32 protein-coding genes and 1 pseudogene are annotated in these 24,685 nt (G+C 45.7%); 3 read left to right on the top strand and 30 right to left on the bottom strand.

All coding sequences use genetic code 11. From position 1 onward, the window contains the following. Positions 1-335, top strand: a pseudogene (locus DWZ61_RS06895) (transposase); the annotation flags it as partial. 298 nt (positions 336-633) lie between these two features. Then, positions 634-1,251 carry a transcriptional repressor LexA gene (gene lexA / locus DWZ61_RS06890; protein WP_118537862.1) on the top strand — a complete coding sequence of 206 codons (618 nt, stop codon included), beginning with the start codon at positions 634-636 and terminating at the stop codon, positions 1,249-1,251. A 54-nt stretch (positions 1,252-1,305) separates the two neighbouring features. Here lexA and DWZ61_RS06885 read toward each other — a convergent pair whose 3' ends face one another. The 6 genes from DWZ61_RS06885 to DWZ61_RS06860 all read right to left on the bottom strand — a co-directional run bounded on the left by DWZ61_RS06885 (position 1,306) and on the right by DWZ61_RS06860 (position 6,841). Further along, positions 1,306-1,932, bottom strand: coding sequence for a cytidylate kinase-like family protein (locus tag DWZ61_RS06885; RefSeq protein WP_117465704.1), 627 nt, complete (start codon positions 1,930-1,932; stop codon positions 1,306-1,308). Positions 1,933-1,991: 59 nt separating this feature from the next. Beyond that, complete coding sequence (locus tag DWZ61_RS06880; RefSeq protein WP_118537868.1) at positions 1,992-2,702, bottom strand: ABC transporter ATP-binding protein; 711 nt, start codon at positions 2,700-2,702, stop codon at positions 1,992-1,994. Positions 2,703-2,716: 14 nt separating this feature from the next. Next, positions 2,717-3,475 carry an ABC transporter ATP-binding protein gene (locus DWZ61_RS06875; RefSeq protein WP_022312523.1) on the bottom strand — a complete coding sequence of 253 codons (759 nt, stop codon included), beginning with the start codon at positions 3,473-3,475 and terminating at the stop codon, positions 2,717-2,719. Between the two features lie 2 nt (positions 3,476-3,477). Continuing rightward, positions 3,478-4,554 (bottom strand): branched-chain amino acid ABC transporter permease, encoded by a 1,077-nt coding sequence (locus DWZ61_RS06870; protein ID WP_117465668.1) that lies wholly within the window; start codon positions 4,552-4,554, stop codon positions 3,478-3,480. A gap of 21 nt (positions 4,555-4,575) precedes the next feature. After that, positions 4,576-5,460, bottom strand: coding sequence for a branched-chain amino acid ABC transporter permease (locus DWZ61_RS06865; protein WP_117465667.1), 885 nt, complete (start codon positions 5,458-5,460; stop codon positions 4,576-4,578). Positions 5,461-5,623: 163 nt separating this feature from the next. Further along, positions 5,624-6,841, bottom strand: a complete 1,218-nt coding sequence (locus DWZ61_RS06860) for an ABC transporter substrate-binding protein (protein WP_118537861.1) — start codon at positions 6,839-6,841, stop codon at positions 5,624-5,626. Between the two features lie 285 nt (positions 6,842-7,126). On the opposite strand from DWZ61_RS06860, the gene DWZ61_RS06855 reads away from it, so the two are divergent. Beyond that, the gene (locus DWZ61_RS06855) at positions 7,127-7,336 is read left to right on the top strand and encodes a DUF378 domain-containing protein (protein WP_117465665.1); all 210 of its coding nucleotides are present in this window, start codon (positions 7,127-7,129) and stop codon (positions 7,334-7,336) included. Here the strand turns inward: DWZ61_RS06855 and rsfS are convergent. The 24 genes from rsfS to DWZ61_RS06735 form a co-directional block, all read right to left on the bottom strand. Next, positions 7,333-7,686: a ribosome silencing factor gene (gene rsfS, locus DWZ61_RS06850; RefSeq protein ID WP_022312519.1), complete on the bottom strand. Its 354-nt coding sequence runs from the start codon at positions 7,684-7,686 to the stop codon at positions 7,333-7,335. The two genes, DWZ61_RS06855 and rsfS, sit on opposite strands and share 4 nt — an antisense overlap. Positions 7,687-7,713: 27 nt before the next feature. After that, entirely contained in the window at positions 7,714-8,286 is a 573-nt protein-coding gene (yqeK, locus tag DWZ61_RS06845; protein WP_118537860.1) for a bis(5'-nucleosyl)-tetraphosphatase (symmetrical) YqeK, read from the bottom strand. Beyond that, positions 8,279-8,893 (bottom strand): nicotinate-nucleotide adenylyltransferase, encoded by a 615-nt coding sequence (gene nadD / locus DWZ61_RS06840; protein ID WP_118537859.1) that lies wholly within the window; start codon positions 8,891-8,893, stop codon positions 8,279-8,281. Before nadD ends, yqeK begins: the two co-directional genes overlap by 8 nt. Before the next feature lie 64 nt (positions 8,894-8,957). Next, complete coding sequence (gene yhbY, locus DWZ61_RS06835; protein WP_022153048.1) at positions 8,958-9,248, bottom strand: ribosome assembly RNA-binding protein YhbY; 291 nt, start codon at positions 9,246-9,248, stop codon at positions 8,958-8,960. A 24-nt stretch (positions 9,249-9,272) separates the two neighbouring features. Further along, positions 9,273-10,565: a GTPase ObgE gene (obgE, locus tag DWZ61_RS06830; RefSeq protein WP_118537858.1), complete on the bottom strand. Its 1,293-nt coding sequence runs from the start codon at positions 10,563-10,565 to the stop codon at positions 9,273-9,275. An 85-nt stretch (positions 10,566-10,650) separates the two neighbouring features. Continuing rightward, positions 10,651-10,935 carry a 50S ribosomal protein L27 gene (gene rpmA, locus DWZ61_RS06825; RefSeq protein WP_022153046.1) on the bottom strand — a complete coding sequence of 95 codons (285 nt, stop codon included), beginning with the start codon at positions 10,933-10,935 and terminating at the stop codon, positions 10,651-10,653. A 3-nt stretch (positions 10,936-10,938) separates the two neighbouring features. Beyond that, positions 10,939-11,286, bottom strand: coding sequence for a ribosomal-processing cysteine protease Prp (locus DWZ61_RS06820; RefSeq protein ID WP_118537857.1), 348 nt, complete (start codon positions 11,284-11,286; stop codon positions 10,939-10,941). 5 nt (positions 11,287-11,291) lie between these two features. After that, complete coding sequence (gene rplU / locus DWZ61_RS06815; protein ID WP_022153044.1) at positions 11,292-11,597, bottom strand: 50S ribosomal protein L21; 306 nt, start codon at positions 11,595-11,597, stop codon at positions 11,292-11,294. Between the two features lie 160 nt (positions 11,598-11,757). Then, on the bottom strand, positions 11,758-12,402 hold the full coding sequence (locus DWZ61_RS06810; protein ID WP_172594746.1) for a cytidylate kinase-like family protein: 645 nt from the start codon (positions 12,400-12,402) through the stop codon (positions 11,758-11,760). Between the two features lie 110 nt (positions 12,403-12,512). Beyond that, positions 12,513-13,400 carry an L-serine ammonia-lyase, iron-sulfur-dependent, subunit alpha gene (sdaAA, locus tag DWZ61_RS06805; protein ID WP_117465659.1) on the bottom strand — a complete coding sequence of 296 codons (888 nt, stop codon included), beginning with the start codon at positions 13,398-13,400 and terminating at the stop codon, positions 12,513-12,515. Positions 13,401-13,402: 2 nt separating this feature from the next. After that, positions 13,403-14,065 carry an L-serine ammonia-lyase, iron-sulfur-dependent subunit beta gene (gene sdaAB / locus DWZ61_RS06800; RefSeq protein WP_117465658.1) on the bottom strand — a complete coding sequence of 221 codons (663 nt, stop codon included), beginning with the start codon at positions 14,063-14,065 and terminating at the stop codon, positions 13,403-13,405. A 38-nt stretch (positions 14,066-14,103) separates the two neighbouring features. Then, positions 14,104-15,018, bottom strand: coding sequence for an RluA family pseudouridine synthase (locus DWZ61_RS06795; protein WP_118537856.1), 915 nt, complete (start codon positions 15,016-15,018; stop codon positions 14,104-14,106). Beyond that, entirely contained in the window at positions 15,018-15,557 is a 540-nt protein-coding gene (gene lspA / locus DWZ61_RS06790) for a signal peptidase II (protein ID WP_117465656.1), read from the bottom strand. Before lspA ends, DWZ61_RS06795 begins: the two co-directional genes overlap by 1 nt. After that, entirely contained in the window at positions 15,550-16,659 is a 1,110-nt protein-coding gene (gene aroB / locus DWZ61_RS06785) for a 3-dehydroquinate synthase (protein ID WP_118537855.1), read from the bottom strand. Before aroB ends, lspA begins: the two co-directional genes overlap by 8 nt. A 126-nt stretch (positions 16,660-16,785) precedes the next feature. Further along, positions 16,786-17,322, bottom strand: a complete 537-nt coding sequence (locus tag DWZ61_RS06780; RefSeq protein WP_117465654.1) for a cell division protein SepF — start codon at positions 17,320-17,322, stop codon at positions 16,786-16,788. Positions 17,323-17,355: 33 nt separating this feature from the next. Next, positions 17,356-18,078 (bottom strand): YggS family pyridoxal phosphate-dependent enzyme, encoded by a 723-nt coding sequence (locus DWZ61_RS06775; RefSeq protein WP_227063229.1) that lies wholly within the window; start codon positions 18,076-18,078, stop codon positions 17,356-17,358. A 17-nt stretch (positions 18,079-18,095) separates the two neighbouring features. After that, positions 18,096-19,664, bottom strand: coding sequence for an HlyD family efflux transporter periplasmic adaptor subunit (locus tag DWZ61_RS06770; RefSeq protein WP_181968656.1), 1,569 nt, complete (start codon positions 19,662-19,664; stop codon positions 18,096-18,098). Between the two features lie 89 nt (positions 19,665-19,753). After that, on the bottom strand, positions 19,754-20,173 hold the full coding sequence (locus tag DWZ61_RS06765) for a hypothetical protein (RefSeq protein WP_022312505.1): 420 nt from the start codon (positions 20,171-20,173) through the stop codon (positions 19,754-19,756). A gap of 88 nt (positions 20,174-20,261) precedes the next feature. After that, positions 20,262-21,251, bottom strand: a complete 990-nt coding sequence (locus tag DWZ61_RS06760) for a D-alanyl-D-alanine carboxypeptidase family protein (protein ID WP_243026369.1) — start codon at positions 21,249-21,251, stop codon at positions 20,262-20,264. After that, positions 21,235-21,630, bottom strand: a complete 396-nt coding sequence (mgsA, locus tag DWZ61_RS06755) for a methylglyoxal synthase (RefSeq protein WP_022312503.1) — start codon at positions 21,628-21,630, stop codon at positions 21,235-21,237. The genes DWZ61_RS06760 and mgsA overlap by 17 nt, the downstream gene beginning before the upstream one ends. Before the next feature lie 43 nt (positions 21,631-21,673). Further along, the gene (locus DWZ61_RS06750) at positions 21,674-22,780 is read right to left on the bottom strand and encodes an FtsW/RodA/SpoVE family cell cycle protein (RefSeq protein ID WP_117465653.1); all 1,107 of its coding nucleotides are present in this window, start codon (positions 22,778-22,780) and stop codon (positions 21,674-21,676) included. A gap of 29 nt (positions 22,781-22,809) precedes the next feature. Then, positions 22,810-23,091 carry a cell division topological specificity factor MinE gene (gene minE / locus DWZ61_RS06745; protein WP_022312501.1) on the bottom strand — a complete coding sequence of 94 codons (282 nt, stop codon included), beginning with the start codon at positions 23,089-23,091 and terminating at the stop codon, positions 22,810-22,812. A gap of 12 nt (positions 23,092-23,103) precedes the next feature. Continuing rightward, positions 23,104-23,925, bottom strand: a complete 822-nt coding sequence (minD, locus tag DWZ61_RS06740; RefSeq protein WP_022312500.1) for a septum site-determining protein MinD — start codon at positions 23,923-23,925, stop codon at positions 23,104-23,106. Between the two features lie 42 nt (positions 23,926-23,967). Then, positions 23,968-24,639 (bottom strand): septum site-determining protein MinC, encoded by a 672-nt coding sequence (locus tag DWZ61_RS06735; RefSeq protein WP_022312499.1) that lies wholly within the window; start codon positions 24,637-24,639, stop codon positions 23,968-23,970. Positions 24,640-24,685: the final 46 nt, after the last annotated feature.

Genomic DNA, 24,685 nt, shown 5'->3' with positions numbered 1-24,685 from the left:
AGGCTGTTATTCTGGATCTGGATTCCACTCTTCTTGATGCATACGGCAGACAGGAAGGCAGAGCCTTTAACTTTCACTATCAGAGCAATGGTTATCATCCACTTGTCTGTTATGATGGAATGACCGGGGATCTGATAAAAATCCAGCTGCGTGATGGAACACAGTATTCCTACACCGGAGTAGTTGATTTTTTGCAGCCGGTACTGGGTGAATATCTGCATGACTATCCGGAAATCCCTATTCTACTTCGTGGTGATAGCGGTTTTTCTACGCCTGATCTTTATAAGCAGTGTGAGGAAAACGGCACAAGCTATGTGATCCGGCTGAAGGAGAATGTTTTCTTTCCATTGCGGATCCCCATCTGTATGAAGTAGGTTGGATCCTTGGATTTTCTGTCATACCAAATCTTCATACTTCATTATAACACACCACACAACATATAATTTAAGAGAATTTGACAAAAAAAATACCGCATTTCTGCGGCTTGTATGGATTTTAGGGTTGAGCAAGTGGCGAAGACCCGTCAAGTTAAAAATCGAACATATTTTTGGAATATATGTTTGCTTTTTACTTTTTGCTATGCTATAATCGTTATATAAATCAGTAAGAACAGATGTTTTACGGAGGTCATTTATGGGCTATGGAAAAATTACTGCCAAGCAGCAGGAAATATTAGATTATATCAAAGATGAGATTTTAAAAAGAGGCTATCCCCCCACAGTGCGTGAGATATGTGAGACGGTGAACTTAAAATCCACCTCTTCCGTTCATTCTCATCTGGAGACATTGGAGAAGAACGGCTATATCCGCAGAGACCCCACCAAGCCCCGTGCCATTGAGATCTGCGACGACAGCTTCCAGATGGTGCGTACCGAGATGGTCAGCCTCCCCGTGATCGGTAATGTTGCTGCCGGGCAGCCTATTCTGGCCGAAGAGAACGTTCAGGACTACTTCCCTGTTCCCGCCGATGTAGTACCCAAGGGAGAATCCTTCATTCTGAATGTCCGCGGAGAGTCCATGATCAATGCCGGTATTTTCAACGGTGACCGTGTCTTCGTTCATGTCCAGAACACAGCGAATAACGGTGAGATCGTTGTGGCCCTGATCGATGATTCCGCTACCGTCAAGACTTTCTATAAGGAGAAGGGACATATCCGTCTCCAGCCGGAGAACGACACCATGGATCCTATCATTGTAGATGACTGTCAGATCCTTGGCACCGTGTTCGGTGTATTCCGCTTTTACAGATAGCAAAACAGCCTGCAGCATGATTAGCTGCAGGCTGTTTTTAACTATATTTTACATTTAGTTCTCTGGGAATCTTACTTTCATATAAGAAATGATCTCATCCACACATCTTTCATATCCCAGCTTGGAGCTGTCCAGACACAGATCGTAATTTCTTGCATCTGTCCATTCCCGTCCGGTATGATACTTATAGTACTCCGCACGGTGCTTATCTGTCTTATTGATAAAGCGCTCCAATTCCTTCGGGCTCATGCTATGCTTCTTCGCTGCGCCTTCCAGACAATATTCCTTCGGGGCATGAATAAATACGCTGAGGACATTCGGATAATCCTTCAACACATAATCCGCACACCGTCCGATAATGACACAGGATTCCTCCTTTGCCAGATCCCGGATGATCTTCGCCTGATAGTTAAACAGATTGTCCGTGGAGGTAAAATCATCACTTTCCGGAGGAATCAGTTCCCCGTGATACTCCTTTTTCGCAATATGGAACAGCTTCGTGCTCTTCACTTTTTCATCTGCATTTACGAACAGCGCTTCATTGATGCCACTGTCATCACTTGCCAGCTTCATCAGCTCCTTGTCATAGTAATGAACATTCAGCTTCTTCGCCAACATCTCACCGATGGTTCGCCCGCCGCTTCCATACTGTCTTGCAATGGTAATGACTACATTATTCATTTCGATCACCATACCTTTCTGTCTCTGCTGCTTCCACCCGCAGCGGCTTAAATCAAGAGTTATTCACCCAGATATGCTTTCTTAATGGAATCATTATTCAGAAGGTCGCTTGCCTTGCCTTCCAGAACAATCTTACCGGTCTCCAATACATAAGCTCTGTCTGCGATGGACAATGCCTTCTTCGCATTCTGCTCTACCAGCAGAACTGTAGTACCGCTCTTGCTTACTTCCTGGATAATATCAAAAATCTCATTTACAAAAATAGGGGACAGTCCCATGGACGGCTCATCCATTAAAATAATCTTGGGATGAGACATTAATGCTCTACCCATGGCCAGCATCTGCTGTTCACCACCACTCAAGGTACCCGCCATCTGATTCTGACGTTCCTTCAAACGGGGAAAGCGTTCAAATACGGTCTCCAGAGTCTGCGCGATCTCTTCTTTATCTTTTCTGGTGTAGGCACCCATCATCAGATTCTGTAATACGGAAAGCTGTGCGAAAACACGTCTTCCTTCCGGAACATGCGCCATACCCATGGATACGATCTTATGTCCGGGAATCTTGACCAGATCCTGACCTTCAAAAGTAATGGTTCCTTCCTTCGGTGTCAGCAGACCGGATACGGTGTGCAGGATCGTTGTCTTACCGGCGCCGTTGGCTCCGATCAGTGCAATGACCTCTCCCTCATCTACGTGAAAGGAGACACCCTTTATGGCCTGTATCATGCCGTAATATACTTTGATATCATTTACCTCTAACATTGCCATAGCCATCTATCCTCCTATTCGCCCAGATAAGCCTTGATGACTTCCGGATTGTTCAGCACATCACTGGTCTTGCCCTGACACAGGACACGGCCAAAGTTCAGAACCGTAAGTTCCTCACAGATTCCGCCTACCAGTTTCATATCATGCTCGATCAGAAGGATCGTCATATCAAAATGCTCTCTGACAAAACGGATGGTCTCCATCAGTTCCAGCGTCTCGTTAGGGTTCATACCTGCAGCAGGCTCATCTAACAGAAGGAGCTTGGGCTTGGTAGCCAGTGCTCTCGCAATCTCCAACTTTCTCTGCTTACCATAGGGAAGATTGTCCGCCAGTGTTTCCGCTTCCTCTTCCAATCCGAATACCTTCAGAAGCTCCATGGCCTCCTCCGTCATCTGCTTTTCTACTTTATAATATTTCGGCAGACGTAAAATACCGGTAACCGTGCTGTAGCTCATATGATTATGCAGACCTACTTTTACATTGTCTATCACAGACAGATCCTTGAACAGTCGAATATTCTGGAAGGTTCTTGCAATTCCTGCCTGATTGATTTCGATGGTCTTTTTACCGGTAACATCCTTTCCATCCAGCGTAATAATACCCTCTGTGGGCTTATATACACCTGTCAAAAGGTTGAATACGGTGGTCTTACCTGCACCGTTGGGACCGATCAGTCCGTACAGGGAACCTTTTTCAATCTTAATATTGAAATCATCTACCGCACGAAGTCCGCCGAAAGAAATGCCTAAATTTTTTGCCTCTAATAATGCCATGATTATTCAGCCTCCTTTTTCACAGACTTCTTGAATCTGGCTGCCACTTTTTCTCTCCATTCAATACACTTCGGAGCCCAGTTGAACAGCATCATTACGATCAGTACGATGGAATAGATCAGCATACGATAATCGTTCAGACCACGCAGTAACTCCGGTAACAGGGTAAGGATTACAGAAGCAATAATGGAACCGCGAATATTACCGATGCCACCCAGTACAACGAATACCAGTATCATAATAGACATGTTATATCCAAAGTTCTTGGGTAATGCCGTCAGTGTGGACAGATTATGCGCATACAGTACGCCTGCTACACCTGCAAGTGCCGCAGAAATGGAGAATGCCATCAGTTTATACTTTGTAATATGAATTCCTACGGATTCCGCCGCAATGGTATTGTCACGAATTGCCATGATGGCACGTCCGTCTCTGGAGTGAATCAGGTTCAATACAATAAACAATGTGATCAGCAATAACACAATACCAATGGTAAAGCTGGAATCATGAGGGGTTCCGGTGATACCCTGTGCACCTTTGATAATAACGTCTCCGTCCTCTGACATGTTCAGATCCATGGTATTGGTAAAGGAGATATGGAATCCATTCTCATCCCGGCCTACAAACATAATATTTACCAGATTCTTAATGATTTCGCCAAAAGCCAGTGTTACGATTGCCAGATAGTCACCCTTCAAACGAAGTACGGGGATACCGATCAGCAGTCCGAACACACCTGCAAAAAATGCACCGATCAGAATAGCAAAGAAAAAGCGAAGTCCGGAAGGCATTGCGCTATTCTCCATGACTTTGGAGAAAAATGCGCTGGTGAATGCTCCGATACACATAAATCCTGCATGTCCAAGGCTCAGTTCTCCCAGAATACCTACGGTAAGGTTCAGAGATACCGCCAGAATTGCATAAGTACACAGAGGAACCAATAGTCCCTGGATCAAGCTGCTCACACTGCCGGCAGACACCAGAATCTGCATGATGACATAAGCTGCAATCACCATTCCGTAAGTAATAAGATTATCCCGGAAGGTTTTATTTATTTTCTTATTCGATAATTTCTTCATATTATGTACCTGCCTCTTCCCTTATACTTTTTCCTGAATATTCTTGCCAAACAGTCCGGCAGGTTTTACCAGAAGCACAACGATCAAAACTGCAAATACAATAGCATCAGCCATCTGGGAAGAAATATAGGCTTTACCAAAGATTTCGATAATCCCCAACAATATACCACCAACCAGAGCACCGGGGATAGATCCGATTCCGCCAAATACAGCCGCCACGAAAGCTTTAATACCGGGCATGGAACCGGTGTACGGTGTCAGGGAAGGATATGCGGAACATAACAGAACTCCCGCTACAGCGGCCAGTCCGGATCCGATGGCAAAAGTCAGTGCAATGGTTCCGTCCACATTGATACCCATCAGCTGTGCAGCCCCCTTATCCTCGGATACTGCTAACATTGCCTGTCCTGCTTTGGTCTTGTTGATAAAAAGCATCAGACCTGCCATAATGATCAGACAGGTAACAATCGTAACGATGGTCTCTCCGGTAATATTGATCTGTCCGTCTGCCAGCTTCACAGCGGGAACGGATACTACAGAAGTAAATGCCTTGGCATTTGCACCAAAGATCAAAAGAGCTACATTCTGCAGCAGATAGCTGACACCGATTGCGGTGATCAGAACCGCTAACGGAGAAGAAGCCTTTCTTAAAGGCTTGTATGCTACTTTTTCAATAGCCATTCCCAACAGGGTGCAGGCGATAACAGCTGCCAGAACACCGATCACAGGAGAAAGTCCCATGGTACTGCACATTGTATAAGTAATAAATGCACCGACCATAATGACATCACCATGTGCGAAATTCAGCATTTTGGCAATACCATATACCATGGTATAGCCTAATGCGATCAGCGCATAGACACTTCCAAGGCTGATACCGTTGATCAGATAACTGATAAAACTCATGTGAACTACCTCCATTCATGCGAATGCACAAATTATCATATAAAATAAAGTATAACAGAACATACCGGGAAAAACAACTGCTCTCCCATTATTGCAAAGTCTCTGACATTAAGCAAAGAGGGCTACCCTGCGGTAACCCTCTTTGGAAACTTTATCAGCAAAATTACATAGCCTTGTAAGCACCATTCTCGATCACAACAGCCTTAGGAGCCTTGTTAGCCTCACCGTCTGCGGTCCAGGTCATGCCGTTACCGGTCAGACCATCTACAGTGATCTCTGTCATGGCAGCCTTCATACCATCACAAATATCAGAAACACTCATATCAGGAGTAACACCGCTCTTCTCGATAGCAGCCTTGATCACATAGATAGCATCATAGCTGTCTGCTGCGAACTGGTTGGGAGTCTCACCGTATTTTTCCTTATACTTAGTTACGAAAGACTGGGTCAGATCATCGGTTGCATCAGCTGCGAAAGGAGTTAACAGCATAACGCCTTCGGTCAGAGATACATCAAAATTATCTACACCACCGAGAATACCATCCATACCATCACATGAGAACCACTTGGGAGCATAACCCATAGCAGCTGCCTGTGTAAGGATAAGTGCGGATTCCTGATAATAAATAGGAAGGAATACCATGTCTGCTCCGGCATCCTTTGCCTTTTGTAACTGTACGGAGAAATCCGTCTTGTTATCAGCAGTAAATGCTTCTGCAGCTACTACTTCAAAGGGCTGGTTTTCAGCTTCCTTTACAAACTTCTCATAAATACCGGAAGAATATACATCGGAGCTGTCATAAATAACAGCAATCTTCTCAGCCAGACCATTCTCACCAATATACTGTGCGGATGCAAGACCCTGGTTAGGATTGGAGAAGCATACGCGGAAGTTGTTATCATACTGAACACATTCTACTGCAGATCCGGAAGGAGTGATCTGGAACATATTGTCTTCTTTGGTCTTGTCGGTAACCGCAATACATGCTCCACTGGTGGTAGATCCGTCGAGGACCTGTGCGCCCCAGTCCTTTAATGCATTATAAGCATTTACGGATTTCTCAGCATCTGCCTCGTCATCCTGGAACTTGAACTCTACCTGATAGCCGTTGATACCACCTGCTGCATTGATCTCTTCTACTGCGATCTCTGCACCATGCTGTACAGCCAGTCCATAAACTGCTGCGCCACCGGTGGTAGGTCCGATACCGCCAATTTTGAATACACTGCCGGATGCTGCACCGTTGTCAGCTGCTGCGCTCTCAGTTGCTGCGTTAGTACCGGTTGCAGCGGAACCATTGTCTGTATTGCCGCAACCAGCCATAGCCATAACCATGGCAGATGCTACAACAACACTTAACACCTTGTTGAATTTCTTCATAATATCTTCCTCCTTTTTAACAATGTATACAAATATACAATGTATAATTGTTATTTTTGTATATTACTCGCTTCTATTTCCTTTGTCAATGGACTTTATTTTCTAATTTGATGTTTTTTGACATTAAAATAGATCAACAAAGCTTAATTTTTATTTAAAAGTAGTATATTTTTTATTTTTGGGGGTAAGACTATCTATGAAACAATCATTAAATAGAAACTTCAAAAAAATGTCTGTATGGATTTTGCAGCAGCAAATTTCATACAGACAGGATAAGGAGATTTTATGGGTAATAAATATTTGGACGGAACCGCTCTCACCATAGCTATAATAGGTGCAGTGAACTGGGGGCTGATCGGGCTTTTCCGCTTTGATCTTGTAGCCTTCCTGTTCGGTGACATGTCCTGGTTTTCCAGAATTGTATATGTTTTGGTGGGAATCAGCGGACTCTATCTCATCAGCTTCTTTCTCCATCTGGGAGACAGCGAAGCTTAAAGTTCCTCTACGGGAATCTGTACGCCATCTCTCCAGATACGTTCCAGATCATAGAGCAGACGGTTTTCCTTGTCAAAGACATGTACGATCACATCGCCAAAGTCTAACAGTACCCAGTTGGCTGTCTCATAGCCTTCGGTCTGTCTGGCAGGGAAACCGGCTCTTCCCAGCTTTTCCTCTACATTATCACACAGTGCCTGGATCTGGCTAGAGTTATTGCCTCCCGCGATAATAAAATAATCTGCAATTACAGACACATTACTGATGTCTATTACTTTGATATCCTCTGCTTTTTTATCTTCCAGCGCCTCTACGGCCAGTTTTGCCATTTTTCTGGATTCTTCACTCATGCTAACTCCTCACACTTTCTATTTTATTTATCCATTCTTCTTATAATAGTTATAGGTTTCTTCTGTCATGGGATCCATCTCACCGTCCCCCGATTTCAGATATTCCAGCGTATCCTCTAAAATCTTCGTCACGGCAGCATCCAGATCCGTAAATGCCAGGTGGCGTATCTGGGTAAGGTTCGGTGCCTGTTTTCTCCCCGGTTCAATATAATCTGCGGTAAAAATGATCTTCTCCAGAAGTGTCATACCCGGACGCCCTGTGGTATGATATAAAATTGCACTTAAGATCTCAGGATCTTCGATTTTATATTCCTTTTTTGCCAGATAGCTTCCCACTCTGGCATGTAAAAGATAGGGATTGCGCGTTTCCACATCCGTCGCCGGAAGATGATACTTTTCGCAGGCAGACAAAAGTTTATCATTTTCCATGCATTTGGCACAATCATGAAGCAGTCCCGCAATCTGTGCACGCTCCATATCTTCGCCGTATCGCATGGCAAGGGCCGCCGCTGTGTATTCTACCCCCAATGTATGGGTAAAGCGCTTGGGATCCTGTACTTTTTGCATCTCTTTGGTCAGTTTTTTTAAGATATCACTCATCCAGGTAAAGCCCCTTTTCTTCCATATATTCCCTCACTGCTTCCGGCACAAGATAGCGCACGGAAAGACCTTCGGATCTTCTCGCACGGATTTCCGAAGAAGATATCTCAATTCTTCGAAAAGAGAGCAACTGTATCTTCGCAGAAAAATGTTCCTCCAACTGCCTGATCTTCTCCTGCATTCCCTTCATATCCGCATCTCCCCGCACCGCAGCTATAATCTCGCAGGCAGCAAACAGTCGGTCTGCGCATTTCCATTGTTCCATGGTAAACAGGCAGTCAGCCCCACAGATGAAATAAAAAAGATGTTCCGGATATTCTCTGTGCAGCTGCTCCATGGTCTCATAGCTATAGGAATTTCCGGGACGCTTTATCTCAATGTCCAGGCAGCGGAATCTATCATTATCTGCGATAGCAAGTTGTACCATATCATAGCGTTCTGTTCCGGGCAGAATTGTAATGCCGTCTTTTGTCTTCAGATAAGAACAACCCGTTGGTATCATCCAGACCTGGTCTAAGTGTGCCGACTCCAGCGCCTGTTCAGCCAGCATCAGATGTCCTATGTGGATTGGGTTAAAGGTGCCACCCATAATGCCTATTCTGCTCATGCTTCCTCATCCCTTTGCACGCAGTTATCATTCTTGATTGGTTCTCGTCGGCTATGCTCTGACCTTATCTGGGCAGTTCGATCTTCGGCTTGTCCTTGTCGGGCTTGTACAATACGATCTTCTTGCCGATCACCTGTACGACCTGGGAATGGGTACGCTCCGCCACCATCTCCGCAATAGCTCTGGGGTCGTCAAAACAGTTCTTCAGAACACCGATCTTGATCAGTTCATTATTATTAAAGGATTCACCAATAGCTGCGGTGAGTTCCGGAGTCAGGCTGGATTTACCCACCTGAAAAATGGGATTCAGATTGCTGGCCAGACTCATTAAATAAGCTCTCTGTTTGCTTGTCATAATCTATCTTTTCCTTTCACAAACTTACTTATAGTAATCAAAGGACAGACCGTACATGCGTACCGTATCGCCCTCCTGGATACCCAGTGCTTCCAGTTCCTCTAAAATACCGGTATCCTTCAGGAAATTCTGGAAGAAGGTAAATCCCTTCTCACTGTCCAGATTGGTGTATCCCAGCATCTTCTCGATCTTGGGTCCTTCTACAACGTACTCGTCCTCTTCTTCATCATAGGTTACGGTGTAAGCATCCTCCACAGATCCTGTCATACTCTCCGGGAAGTACTCCTGCGCAAAGACAGTGGTCTCTTCTCCGATGTTAGCAAGCATATCGTTCACTTCGTATAACAGTTCCTTTACGCCCTGACCGGTTACTGCAGACATAGGGAACACCTTGATGCCCTTCGGTTCAAACTCTGCCCGGATTGCAGCTACCGGATCGGATCCATCCTCCGTATAGATAGCGTCAATCTTATTCGCCGCGATCACCTGAGGTCTGGCTGCAATCTCCGGATTATAGGCTTCCAGTTCTTTATTGATGGCATAGATATCCTGAATGGGATCTCTTCCCTCCGTACCGGCCGCATCCACGATATGGATGATCACCTTGGTACGTTCGATGTGGCGCAGGAATTCGTGTCCCAGACCGATTCCCTCGGAAGCTCCCTCGATCAGTCCCGGAATATCCGCAATGACGAAACCACCGGTTCCTTCCAGATCCACTACACCCAGATTCGGATTCAGGGTCGTGAAATGATAGTTGGCAATCTTGGGTCTGGCATTGGTCACTCTGGACAGGAACGTGGATTTACCAACATTGGGAAATCCTACCAGTCCGACATCAGCGATCACCTTCAGTTCCAGCAGAAGTTCCAGTTCCTGTGCAGCCTGTCCCGGCTGTGCATACTTGGGTGCCTGCATGGTACTGGTAGCATAATGCTGGTTGCCGTTACCGCCCTTGCCGCCTTTTAAGAGAACAACCCGTTTGTTGTCCCCCGACATATCCGTAATTACCTGCCCGCTCTGTGCTTCTTTGATCACGGTTCCCGCAGGGACTTTGATAATGATGTCTTCTCCGTCCTTGCCGCGGCAGTTTTTCTTGCCGCCCTCTTCCCCGTCTCCGGCCTTGTACTTACGGATGTGCCGGAAATCGATCAGGGTATTCAGTCCCTCATCTACAACAAAGATCACGTCACCGCCGTGACCACCATCGCCACCGTCAGGGCCGCCACTGGGAACATATTTTTCGCGGCGAAAGGACACATGACCATCTCCGCCTTTACCGCTTCTTACGTAAATTTTAGCTCTGTCAGCAAACATTTTGTTCTCCTTTCCGACATAAAACTCTTTACGGACTAAAAGGGCTTCAAACAATCAGTATGTTTGAAGCCCTGGTTAAATCAACTTATTTCTCTACAGGATATACAGAAGCCTGCTTCTTGTCTCTGCCCTTTCTCTCAAAACGGAGAACGCCATCAACTAAAGCAAACAGAGTATCATCTCCACCGATACCAACATTGACACCGGGATGGATCTTAGTACCGCGCTGTCTGTAAAGAATATTTCCAGCTTTTACAAACTGGCCATCAGCTCTCTTCGCACCTAATCTCTTGGATTCGGAATCTCTACCGTTCTTGGTAGAACCAACTCCCTTTTTATGTGCAAAAAATTGAAGGTTAAAGTTAAACATGGTCTACACCTCCTCGATTTTTACTTGCAAATACTGTTCCCCGTACTGTCTGCTGAGCTTCTGCAGTGAAAACACCATAAAGTCCATCAGAAATACGGTCTTGTCCTGCGGAATGGAATTCTCGAAATCACATTTGATAAATCCCGTCTCCTCATTCTGCGTCAGCTGCATTTTTTCATCGACCATCTCGTCCAACGCCATGATCGTACTCTGTACGATCACGGAAATCGCTGCACAGAGGATATCCGGTTCCTTACCGAACAATCTCTTCTTCGCATATTCCGCATGCCCCATGCAGTAGAATCCACGATAGATTCCTTCATGGTTCTTACGAATGATAATAGTTGTCATAACGATTACGCGTTAATCTTTTCGATCTTAACCTGAGTGTATGCTTGTCTATGACCATTCTTCTTGTGGTAACCGGTTTTTCTCTTGTACTTGTATACAATAACCTTCTTACCTCTACCCTGCTCCATAACGGTTGCGGTAACAGTTGCGTTAGCAACGTCAGCACCAACCTTGAGGGTATTGTCACTTACTGCGATCACCTGGTCAAAAGTAACAGTGTTACCAGCTTCTGCATCGATCTTCTCAACTTTGATCACATCACCTTCAGAAACTTTGTACTGCTTTCCACCTGTTGCAATAATTGCGTACATAATAAGGCACCTCCTATTATTTACTCGCTAACTTTGGTGGTAAAGGATTCTAAAATCCGACACACTTATACCTAGTTATGCGGCATACCGTAGTATAATAACATGAGGCGCCCTAATCGTCAAGATATAATTTTATTTTTTTGAAAAATATTTCAGATATCTACTTTTCCAGAATATCTGCATTATTTTTCTTCTCGAAGTCTTCCACATACTGAATGATCAGCTTTACGGTTCCTTCGATGCCGAGGATGCTGCTGTTAATGCACAGATCGTAACTATCAGCTCTGCCCCACTTCTTGGAAGAATAATAGTTGTAGTAACTCTGACGCTGCTTATCCTTCTTCGTGATCATTTCCTTTGCCTTGGCTTCCGTCAGATCATATCTGGCCATGATACGTTTGGTCTTCACATCGTCATCGCCGAAGATGAACAGATTGATGCAGTTCTTGTAATCTGCCAGAGCATAATCTGCACAACGGCCTACAATAACGCAAGGGCCTTCATCGGCGATCTTCTTGATCGTATCGAACTGTGCAAGAAATACTTTGTGGCTGATAGGCATATCTACAAAAGAGGATGCATTGTAGCCGAAAGAATAAGTATCCATCACCAGATTATACAGGAAAGAATTGGTAGGTCTCTCATCATGGTTCTGGATCATTTCCTCACAGAAACCACTTTCCTGTGCCGCTCTGGTAAGAAGTTCCTTATCATAGCATTTGATTCCGAAATACTCTGCAACCTTTTCCCCGATTTCACGGCCTGCAGAACCAAACTGACGTCCAATGGTAATAATCGTATTCATACACACACCCACTTTCTGCTGTACTTGATAACTAGCATTTTTTGTATTTTTATTATACGTGATATTTAACAAAAAATCAACCAATTATCAGTCTTTTTAGCCGTTTATTACTAATTTTCATATGATGCATGCATTTTTTCTGCTATTTTCATGCCTTCTTCCGTCTGTGCCAGGCCTCCTAACGCCGTTTCCCTCAGGGAAGCATCCATTTTATCCCCGACTTCTTTCATGGCATCCATAACCTGATCCGGTGGAATCCGGCTTACGATCCCCGCCATTGCCATATCCGCACAGGCCATGGCATTCACAGTACCGATCACATTTCGTTTCACGCATGGAACCTCCACCAGTCCCGCTACCGGGTCGCATACCAGTCCCAGCAGATTCTTCATGGCCATGGCAGCCGCTGTAGCAATCTGTTCGCAGTTGCCTCCCTGCAGATATGTCAGAGCTCCGGCCGCCATGGAACTGGCGGATCCGATCTCCGCCTGGCATCCTCCCGCAGCACCGCTGATGGAAGAACGGGTGGCTATGATCTGTCCAATCCCCGCCGCTACATACATGGCTTTCAGAATTTTGTCGGTATCCCTGCACCGTTTTTGAAAATAGGGAACCAGCACCGCAGGCAATACCCCACAGGCTCCAGCAGTAGGTGCTGCCACGATCCGTTTCATACAGGCATTGGATTCTCCCATCTGTAACGCTCCTGCAATACATTCATCTACATATTCCCCGCATAGTGACTCCTTACCGGTATTGTGTGTGTATTCCTCCATCCGTTGGCCATCACCGCCGACAAGTCCGCTGGAGGACTTAATATCTCCTTCATAAGTAGCCGCTGCCAGCAGCATGGCATCCCAGGTAGTCCGCATATGCTCCATACTGTCCTGCTTTGACACATTCCGCTCCGCCATATCATCTTCCATAATCACCTGCCAGAATTCTTTTCCTTCCGTATGACATTTCTGTAATACCTGTTCAAATGACTGATAGGACATAGTTACTCCTCCACATTGATATAGGTCACCTTAATGATGCCGTCCAGCTGTTCCAGCCAGGCCACCGATTCCTCCGGCACTTCCTGATCTGTCTCTATGACCATAACGGCGTAGCCGCCCCGCTTGTCCCGGTAGAGTTGCAGAGTTGCAATATTCACCTGCTTTTCAGCCAGCATGGAGGTCACCTGTGCCACATGTCCCGGCTGATCCACATTGTGTACAATCAAAGTCGGCTTTTCCGCAGAGAAATTTACTTCGATTCCATCCAGTTTTGCGATCAGGATCCGGCCGCCGCCAATGGAAGCCGCCTGCACTTCTATTTTCCGCCCATGTTCTCCGGTCAGCCGCAGAACCGCCGTATTGGGATGGGCATCTTTCAGGGTAATGGTGGAAAAAGAGAATTCCATTCCGTCCTTTTTCGCCAGGAAAAAGCTGTCCGGAATCCGGATATCATCTGGCCGCATTCCCAAAAGGCCTGCGATCAGCGCCTTATCCGTGCCGTGTCCGATGCCCGTGGTAGCAAAGGAACCATGCAGAAGGATTTCCGCCTTCACCACATGGTCCTGAAGTAATTTTCCTGAAATATAACCGATCCGAACCGCTCCCGCAGTATGAGAACTGCTGGGGCCGACCATTACGGGTCCTAAAATATCAAACAGATTCATAGGCGCCTCATTTCTGTACGAAACATAAGCTATAAGTTTTATTTCTCCAACACTGTCAGAAGATGTTCAAAATATTCCGGCAGCGGAGCATCGATCTCCAGATATTCTCCGGTAGTGGGATGAATAAATCCCAGTGTCTTGGCATGAAGTGTCTGCCCCTGTAATTTGAAAGGACTTTTCCGGTTGGAGTAGACTTCATCCCCCAGAAGCGGATGCCCGATGCTTGCCATATGCACACGGATCTGGTGCGTCCTTCCGGTCTCCAACACACACTCTATATAAGTATATCCCTGAAATCTCTGTAATACCCGGTAATGGGTCACGGCACGTTTTCCGTTCTGGTGGTTCACCGCCATTTTTTTACGGTCATTCGGATGCCTGCCAATGGGCTGGTCGATGGTGCCTTCCTCCTGATTCAGCTCTCCGAAACAGATGGCACGGTATCTTCTGTTGATGGAATGTTCCTTCAACTGTTCTGCAATGCACCGGTGGGCTTTGTCATTTTTGCAGGCAATGACAGATCCAGTGGTATCCTTGTCGATACGATGTACAATACCGGGGCGCAGTACTCCGTTGATCCCGGACAAATCCCTGCCACAGTGATACATCAGTGCATTAACCAGAGTGCCGCTGTAATGTCCCGCCGCCGGATGCACCACCATCCCCTTCGGCTTGTTCACCACGATCAGATCCACATCCTCATACAGGATATCCAGAGGGATGTTCTCCGGTTCAATATCCGGTTCCACAGATTCCGGCACGGAGAAGACTACTTCATCATCACATTTGACACGATAACTTCCCTTTACCGGCTTACCGTTTACCAGCACATTTCCGTCTTTGATCAGCTTTTGGATAAAAGAACGGGACAGATTCTCCACAAGCAGACTCATACATTTGTCAATCCGTTCGTCTTCCATCTCATCTGCTATCTGAAATCGGAGTTCTTCCATTATTTCATCTCCCGATAACGATTCTGCTTAAAGTTGAGGAATTCCAGATCCTTTTCCTTGTATACGAACAAAAACAGAATAAACAGGCCAATGGTAGCCACTACCACATAAATATCCGCCACATTAAAGATCGGATAATTGATCAGTACGAAGGAGATAAAATCCACTACATAATCCAGTCGGAATCTGTCGATCATGTTGCCGATGCCTCCGGCAACGATCACTGCCAGCAATACATGCACGATTCGGAATTTCTTCTGTTCCGGAAGTTTGAAAAGGAAAAACAACAGCACCGCAAGAAATACGATTCCCACAAACAGAATAAATACCTTCTGGTTCTGCAGCATACCGAATGCTGATCCTCTGTTCTCCAGATATTGCAATTCCAGAACTCCGTCAATGATCACATAGGCCGGCTGGTTCTTCAGATGTACCACCGCCAGATGCTTGGTAAACTGATCCAGTACCAGAAGTACGGCTGCAATCAGGGCATCTATGATCAGCATAACAACTCGACTACTTTTCTTTTCCTTATTCATGAGCATCCTCTTCACTAAAATTGATTTCTTCGATGGCAGCCAGAATTTCCTCATCCGTAACGGTTCTGTCGATAACTGCCTTTCCGATCTTCTTTAACAGAATAAATTTGATCGTACCGGCTTCCATCTTCTTATCGGATTTTGTAAGTTTCAAGATCTCCTGCGGATCGATATTTTCCACGGAGATTGGCAGATAAAACGGTACAAACATATCACGGATCTCATAAAATTCTTCCATGCTCAGCATTTCTTTTTTCCAGGAAATATATGCTGCAGCTACCGTACCCAGTGCCACACACTCTCCATGATACAATTCAAAATTCTTGTATTTCTCGATAGCATGTCCGATCGTGTGTCCAAGATTTAAGAGAGCACGGTCTCCCTGCTCGGTAGGATCCTTTTCCACCACCATTTTCTTGATGGAGCAGGTACGGATCACCATTTCTTCCAGGGTATTCAGATCCCGCTCGCAGATCTCATACATGTTCTCGATCAGCCACTCATAGAAGGGCGCATCCTTGATCAGTGCGGATTTCATTACTTCCGCAAATCCGGAATAAAACTGTCTCTCTTCCAGCGTTTTTAATACGGACAGGTTCATATATACCAGTCTGGGCATCTTAAATGCGCCTACCATGTTCTTATAGCTGTCAAAATCCACACCTGTCTTACCGCCAATAGAGCTGTCTGCCTGTGCCAGCAATGTAGTTGGAATCTGTACAAAATCAATGCCTCTTAAATAAGTAGCCGACACAAATCCGGTCAGATCACCGCAGACGCCGCCGCCCAGTGCCAGCAGCATATCTTTTCTATCAAAACCCTCTTCAATCAGGAAACGGTACACGTCCCTCACGGTATCCAGATTCTTGTGTTCTTCTCCTGCAGGGAACACATATTTCACAGCCTTACGGCATTTTCCCTCAAGAAACTTAAGAATCTGTGCCGCATACAGTCCGTCTACGGTGGAATCCGTCACAATGCATAATCTCTTGTCTGCTGCGCCAAGCTCTGCCAGTTCTTCCCACAGGCCGTCAAAAGACTGCTGGAATACAATATCGTAGCAAGGCTTTTTGTTATAAAGCACCGGTAATCTCTGTGCCATGTTGTTCACCCTTCAGTTCCTTATAAACTGTTCTTTCTTGTATAATTTATATCTGTTTTTAAAAAACTTCCTGCAGTTGCCCACAGGAAGTTATCTTCATATGACATTTTAATGGCATTTGACATTTTATGACATTCCATTTTTGATCGGCATTTCAAAAGATCCGGCGCCGCCGAAAATATCCTGAAAATCACCGGAGATATCTACGCTGGCCGGCGTAATAATGAAAATATAATGGGATATTTTCTGTAAATTACCCGATATTGCGAAACAGGATCCGGAAGTAAAGTCAATGATACGCTGGGCGATATCCACGTCCAGGCCTTCCAGATTAAGTACCACTGTCCGGTTGGCCAGCAGTGTCTCTGTGATCTCTCTTGCATCCTCTACGGAAGTAGGCTTGATCACACAGACCTCCATGCCGGTTCCAGGCATTTTCTTGGTCACGGTGCGGTGGATCGGTGTTACCTTAGGCTGTGAGGAACGCTTACTCTTCTCTTCCGGTTCGTCATCCTCCTGTGCCTGCTGTCTGCTCTTGGCCGGGCTGAATTTCTTTACCGGTTCTACTTCTTCCTCATCATCCAGATAATCGTCATCATAGAAACCTTCATCCTCTTCATCGTTCAGTTTCATATAATTCAGGAACTTATCCATTACACCCATTGTTGTGTGTCTCCTTTATTATTCAATCTCTTTCTAGATCGTCTTACTATAATCTCTTTCTCCGAAAATACCGGTTCCGACTCTGACGATCGTGGCTCCTTCCTGCGTGGCCACCATATAATCGCCGGTCATTCCCATGGAAAGAATATTCATAGAAATATTATCAATGTTTTTATTTCCGATGTCAACAGCTAATTGCCGAAGTTTCTGAAAATAGCCCCTGTTTTCTTCCGGATCCTCCACAAAGGGGGCGATCGTCATCAATCCTCTGATATGTATTCCCGGAAGCGTTGCAATCTCACGGATCAGTGTTGCAGTTTCTTCTACCGTAGTTCCGAACTTGCTTTCCTCCTGTGCAACATTTACCTCGATCAGGATATTGACTTCCACCTGCTTCTTCACGGCTTCTCTGCTGATCTCTTCCGCCAGCCGGAGGCTGTCCACGCTGTGGATCAGGTAAACCTTATCTACAATATATTTTACCTTATTGCGCTGCAGATGGCCGATCATATGCCATCTGACATCCGAAGGCATCTGAGGGATCTTGTCCACCAGTTCCTGAACCTTGTTCTCCCCGAAATCTCTGGCTCCCGCACGGTAGACATCCATCAGCATATCCACCGGTTTGGTCTTGCTGACTGCAAGCAGCGTCACTTCCTGCTCCGATCTGCCCGCCTGCTCACAGGCTTTTGTGACGTTCTCTTTTACCGTTTTGTAATTTTGTGCCAGTTCCATGCTCTGTATGGTCTCTTCCATAGTATCCGCCATCCTTTCTAGCTTTCCGGTGTCTGACTTTCCTGTGTTGCTTCCTGTGTGGTCTCCTGCATCGGTTCCTCTCCGGTCTCCGCTGGAAGTGGCTCTGTGCTCTCCGGTATATTGTCGCTTACTCCCGGTTCTACACTGTCTGTAGGAATATCCGTCCTGCCGGTATCTGTTTTCTTGATATTGGTGATGATCTGATCATCCGATACCGAAGAACCGTCCAGTACAATATAGTCATATACATTCAGGCCATAGGTCGTATTGGCTTTTACGATGGAATACTCGTCATTCTGATACAGAATATTGATCTGCTTGAAGTCAGCATATCCCTTATTCACATTATACACACCGATCAGTGTTGCACGCTTGCTTACCGTATAGGTCTCCTGGCTGTCTGTCTTGTACAGGACATCTCCGGCCTTCAGCACCGAAGTATCCATGTAGTACACGCCTTCATTTTCATCGTAGCTGTACACACCGGTCTCCACAAATTCACTGGAAATGTCCCCGTTATCCCGGTAGCACTGTCTGATCACACCCTGGGTTCCCGTATTTTCATTGGTCGTGACAAAATCTTCATCGATCAGGAAAAATTCCTTCTCCACAATGGAAGAATTTGGAATCTTCAGTCCGGTCTCATCATTTAATATCAGCTCGATATCCAGAAATCTGTCGGATACAAACGTAACCATGGAATTTGTAAAGGTAAGTGACAGAAATGTATTGCCATCACTGCCGGTAAACAGCTTTGCCTGCCCCCAGGACTCATACTGATTCTTCAGAAAACGTACTTTGACATAATCCTCCTGTTGGATCTCTGCGCCTCGCTCTGCATCGATGGGAATGACCACCGACCAGTTTTCCTCCGTGGAAAGCTTGTACACCGGATCTCCCACAGCCATCAGTTCATTACCGAGCATCTGTTTCTTCTCGTAATTTTTGTTATCAAATACTTCCTGGGTAACACCTTCCACGGTCAGATTTTCATAACCGTCCGTCCAGTAAGCCACGATACCGGTGGTGGGCGCATAACAGAAATTTACAATATTTGCAGCCGAACCGTTATTTTCGTTTTCAATGCTTTGCAGCATATTTACATTGGCCAGTTTCAGCACCGTGTTCTTCAAAGAATATTTAAAATCATAGGTACTCTCGTAATTTTTGTCATCATACCCATGCATAAAATTCACGATTTCATTACGGAATTCCGAAAGTTCCTGGTCACTCAGGGTATTTTCTCCAAGGCTGGCATCCTCCAGTTCTTCCGTCAGCCGGCCCGTCTCGTCCACGATGTAAACAGTGTCTCCCTTGGCCACCCGTTCGCCTTCTCTTGCATAAAAATTCACATATCCGGCAGTATCCGTACTTACAACTTCCTCTGTGCGGATTGCCACTCCACGGTAAATATTATTGGTAGCCAGTGATCCTTCCGTTACTTCATAGCGCACGATGTGGTCTGTCTGAAAATACAGTATCACACAAATGATTACATAAATAAAAATAGCTCCGAAGATGAGCATACCGATATTGAGGTTCAAAGGTTTTCTGTATTTTTTTATTTTTCTCGGTTGTTCTGCCATTGGAAAACCTCCTTTCCTCTCCCTTACATTTGAGAAGCCCCGGTTGGCATCCGAGGCTTCTCATACGTGAAAATTATAATTCGTTCTTCTTACAAAGATACAATGATCTTATCCTTCACAGACTCCGGTAATTCGGATTCGTCCCTGGATACACTGAGGATAAAATCCACCTGGAAGAAATCACTCATTCTCTCCAGTTTTTCAACAACTGCGGAAATGTCTTTGTCTTCCAGTGCTGCGATTTTCAGAAAGCTGTCAAAATACATCTGCTCCAGATCATGATCCTGAGAAATGATACCGCATACGAATCCCAGAAATTCGCTTTCATTCTCGATCATATAACGGGAAACGTCGATCAGACGCACCTTGTTGTTCAGTTCATACATATGTTTCGTACTTTTGTCCAGATATACGATACTTCCCGCAATATCCTTTACCTCGCTGTTGACTTTGTCCAACAGCTGTTTTGTCTTGCCCTTGCCCTTTTTGCCTACAATCAACTGAACCATTGGTGTAACCCTCCTGTCGTAAAATTTATAGGAACTTCACGCAACCTATTTACTTTATTATAGTTTATAACCCCTCAAAAAACAACAGTTATTTATTGATTTGCTCCAGGAGTTGTACCATTTCCGGGTACAGCACATCACTGGCTGAGGAATTCAGGATTACCGATATATAAGGAGCTCCGCTTGTGTCTCTGGATAAAAGGATCAGACAATGTCCCGCCGCGTTGGTCGTACCTGTCTTGCCGCCGATGACTGTAATGTTCTCCGGTGCCTGAAAATCTCCCCGCAAAAAACGGTTTGTGCTGTTCACCGTAAGTTCCTTGGCTTTTCCGTCCTTGTCATAATATGCGGTTTGGTAGCTTGTCATGTGAATGATCTCATTAAAGGAATCATATTTGATTGCTTCATTAAAGATCAGATACAGGTCATAGGCTGAAGTATAATGATTGTCATCCGACAGACCATGAGGATTGGCAAAACTGGTATTTGTAGCCCCCAGTCTCTGTGCTTCCTCATTCATCATCTCCACAAAATGATCTACACTGCCGCCGATATTCTCCGCGATCAGCATTGCTGCGTCGTTGGCGGAATACATCAGCAGAATATGTAATGCCTGATCCAATGTCATGGTATCTCCGGCTTTTAATCCGCACAGCTGTGCACCGGATTCCGTGATCTTTACGCTATCCGTAGCTGTCAGCACAGTATCCGGTGATGCATTCTGTAATGCCACCAGTGCCGTCATTACCTTGGTCAGGCTGGCCGGATACAATCTTTCATGTGCATTTTTGGAATATAATACCTTTTTATTGTTTACGTCGAACAGTACAGCGGCCGAGGCCTGTGACATGTCTACGCTGCCATCCCCCGTCTGGTCCTCCGTCACCACACACAGATCCGCAGCAAAGGGCTCTGCCCTGCCCGCTCCGGTTCCTGCCAGCACATTGAAACTGCTGACACTGGAATTGACATCGTACGGAAATGTATACGCCACATTACCGCATCCGGTAAGCAGACTCATGCAGAGGATCAAGGACATGCAGAAGCAGATCCGACGAACTTTATTTGTACATTTCACGCCACTCTAAATCTCCTCTGTCTAAGGACTTGATCAACAGTTCCGCGCTGGCGAGATTCGTTGCCAACGGAATATTATGCATATCACACAAGCGCATTACATTGCTTACATCCGGCTCATGGGCCTTGGGTGCCAGTGGATCCCGCAAAAAGATCACCAGATCGATCTCGTTGTGTTCGATCTGTGCACCGATCTGCTGTTCTCCTCCCAGATGTCCAGCAAGATATTTGTGTATATTCAGGTTGGTGACCTCTTCGATCAGCCTGCCGGTAGTTCCTGTGGCATATAATTCATTTTTACTTAAAATTCCGCGATATGCAATGCAGAAATTCTGCATCAGTTTCTTTTTGGCATCATGTGCGATCAGTGCAATGTTCATATAGTCCATACCCCTTCTCTGTGTAATGTATGATTTCTTTTGTCTAGCTTCTCTTCGCCTGTAATCGTACGTTCAGTACAACACCCATTCCAATATACAGACTCATCAGCGAGGTCAGGCCATAGCTTACAAAAGGCAGCGGAAGTCCTGTATTCGGTAAAATAAACGTAGCCACTCCGATGTTCACAAAGCTCTGGAAAGCGATCAGTCCCCCCATTGACGCCGCTATGATCGTCCCCGCGGTATCTTTCGCCTTTCCCGCGATAGAAACGCACTCCATTGCCATCAGCATCAGCAGTATGATCACTACGATACTTCCCTTAAAGCCAAACTCTTCACCGATAACAGCGAATATGAAATCGGTTTCCGCTTCAGACAGGAAATTGCCATTCTTTACCGATGTGATCTCATTGTTTTTATAGCCCTTGCCGTCCAGTTCTCCAGAGCCTATGGCCATTACAGAGTTCAACTGCTGGTAAGCCAGATCCGTGGAATATTCCTCCGGATTGACGAAGGCAAGGATACGATTTTTCTGGTAAGTCTCCAATATGGTACTGTCCGGCTGCATTGCCAGAGATACCAGTATGATCACTGCAGGAATTGCCACCGCCAATGCTCCGAAGATCAGCTTATAACTGATGCCTCCGGCATACAGGATCACGCAGAAAATAAAGATCAGCACAAGGCTGGTAGACAGCGCCGGCTGTTCCTTTACCATGATCCAGGGAACACCCATAAGTACCGCAATCGATGCGATCACAGGGAAAGTATTCAGCTTCTCCTTATATTTCATAATAAACTGTGCAAAGAATAAAATCAATAAAATTTTTGCAAGTTCTGAAGGTTGAAATTGCAGTCCACCGATCTTAAGCCACCTCTGGGCTCCGTTGCCTTCTTCACCCATCAGGATTACCAGTCCGAGCAGTACCAGATTGCCTATGTACATCAGCCAGTAAAGCTTCAGGATCACGGAATAATTAAAAAAAGAAAGGGCGATCATGATAACAAGCCCCGCAACTACACCCGCCATCTGTTTGGTCTGCTGGGCAGGTTCCGCACTGCCGATGGTTATGATGCCGATGATGGACAGTGCAAGTATCAGTATGATCAGTTTAAAGTCATAATCCCGTAATCTATAATTCTTAAACATCCGTTTGACCTTTCTGTTTTTTATGCTCCTTATGGCATTTTCGCAGTCTTCTGTAAATCAATAATGGGAATATTGGCAATCAGGCTGGGGCTCTTATTCCGTCCACCCTTACTGCCCTTTGCCTGTATCTCGATTTCCATATGATCAGTATCGATCCGCATATATTTCGAAATCACTTTTGTAATATCCGCCTTGATCAGTTCCATCATCTCCGGAGAACAGTTCACCCGGTCCGATATCAGCAGGATTTTCAGACGGTCCTTTGCCACCTGGCAGGAGCTTTTCCTGCGAAAAAAATGTTTCATATTCATCCCGTCCCCTTCCTATGCTTTCCGAAAAATACCAGTTACTTTTGTCCAAAAAGATACTCCTTTTTCGAAATCCAGGAACGGAATTTCTTTTCCCAGCACACGATCCACCACATTGCGGTAAGCCTTACCCGCCGGTGTATCGCTTCCGACTAATGGTTCTCCCTGATTGGTGGCGATGACTACATTCTCATCATCCGGAACGATTCCGATGAGCGGTACCGCCAGAATATCCACCACATCATCCGCAGACATCATATCTCCGCGCTTTACCATATCCATGCGCAGTCTGTTGATGATCAGATCCATCTGTTTGAAGCCGTTGGCCTCCAGCAGTCCGATAATACGATCTGCATCTCTGATGGCCGAGACCTCCGGTGTTGTTACCACCAGTGCCCTGTCGGCCCCGGCAATAGCATTCTGGAAGCCCTGTTCAATTCCCGCCGGGCAGTCCAGAATGATGTAATCAAATTGTTCTCTCAAGTGGTCGATCACCTTCACCATCTGTCCCGGGGTGACTGCCGATTTATCTCTGGTCTGTGCCGACGGCATCAGATACAGTCCCGGATGTCTCTTGTCCCGGATCAGTGCCTGTTTGATTCTGCAGTTCCCTTCGACCACATCTACCAGATTGTAAACGATACGGTTCTCCAGTCCCATGACCACGTCAAGGTTACGCAGACCGATATCCGTATCGATCAGGCAGACTTTGCTGCCCGCTTTTGCAAGACCTGTTCCAACGTTTGCGGATGTAGTGGTCTTACCTACACCGCCTTTTCCTGAAGTGACGACAATGACTTCGGAGCTTTTCTTCTCCGTGGAAACGTTTTGTTCCATTTTGGATTCCTCCTGTTTGATTTTGTCGTCCCCTGGATTCTTTTAAAAAGTACCCAGTAATTCTTTTGTAAGGGGATCAAATACGATCTTCCCGTTCTTCAGGTGTGCAATTTTCGGTTGTACTTTGGGACGAATGCCCCATTTCGACTGTTTCGCATTGGTTTTATATTTGAAATCGCCGATTTTTAATCTTTCCGGCTCCATTTCAAGCGCTACAATATAACAATCTTCTCTGCCAGATCCGCCCGCATAAGCTTCCCCGTACAGTCCTCCCAGAATGATGATGTTGCCTGCGGAGATCACCGCACTGCCCGGGTAGACATCCCCCAGGACCACGATGCTGTTCTCGGTTTCTATGACTTCCCGGTTTTTGAGGGTTCCCTTGTAGAACTGCCCCTCGTCCCCGGTGGAAAGCTTTTTCTCCATATGCTGCAGAGCTTTGATAAAGTTCTTGTTTGTGGTCTCATCATGGCCCACGATACAGGCGATCCTCACATTGCTGTTCTTCCGGATGGTATCCAGGATGCGGATTTCTTCCACTTCGGTCACCTCCCGTCCCTCCATGGATAATGCCATGGTGGACGTACCGAAGAAGTTTTTCGCCTCTGTGAATTTCACCGCCAGTTCCTGCAGGATTTCTTCCAGGGAAGCATCCTCTCTCATCAGAAGAGTGATCCCGCTCTGATAGCTTTTGATCAATACTGCATCTTTCATTTTCTTATACCTGTCTTTTTATTTTCTTAATATCCGAAGTCCCACA

This window comes from Clostridium sp. AF34-10BH (assembly GCF_003478095.1).
Lineage (GTDB): Bacteria > Bacillota > Clostridia > Lachnospirales > Lachnospiraceae > Acetatifactor > Acetatifactor acetigignens.
Note: the sequence above shows the minus strand (reverse complement) of the source record. Positions and strands in the feature narration are given on the sequence as shown.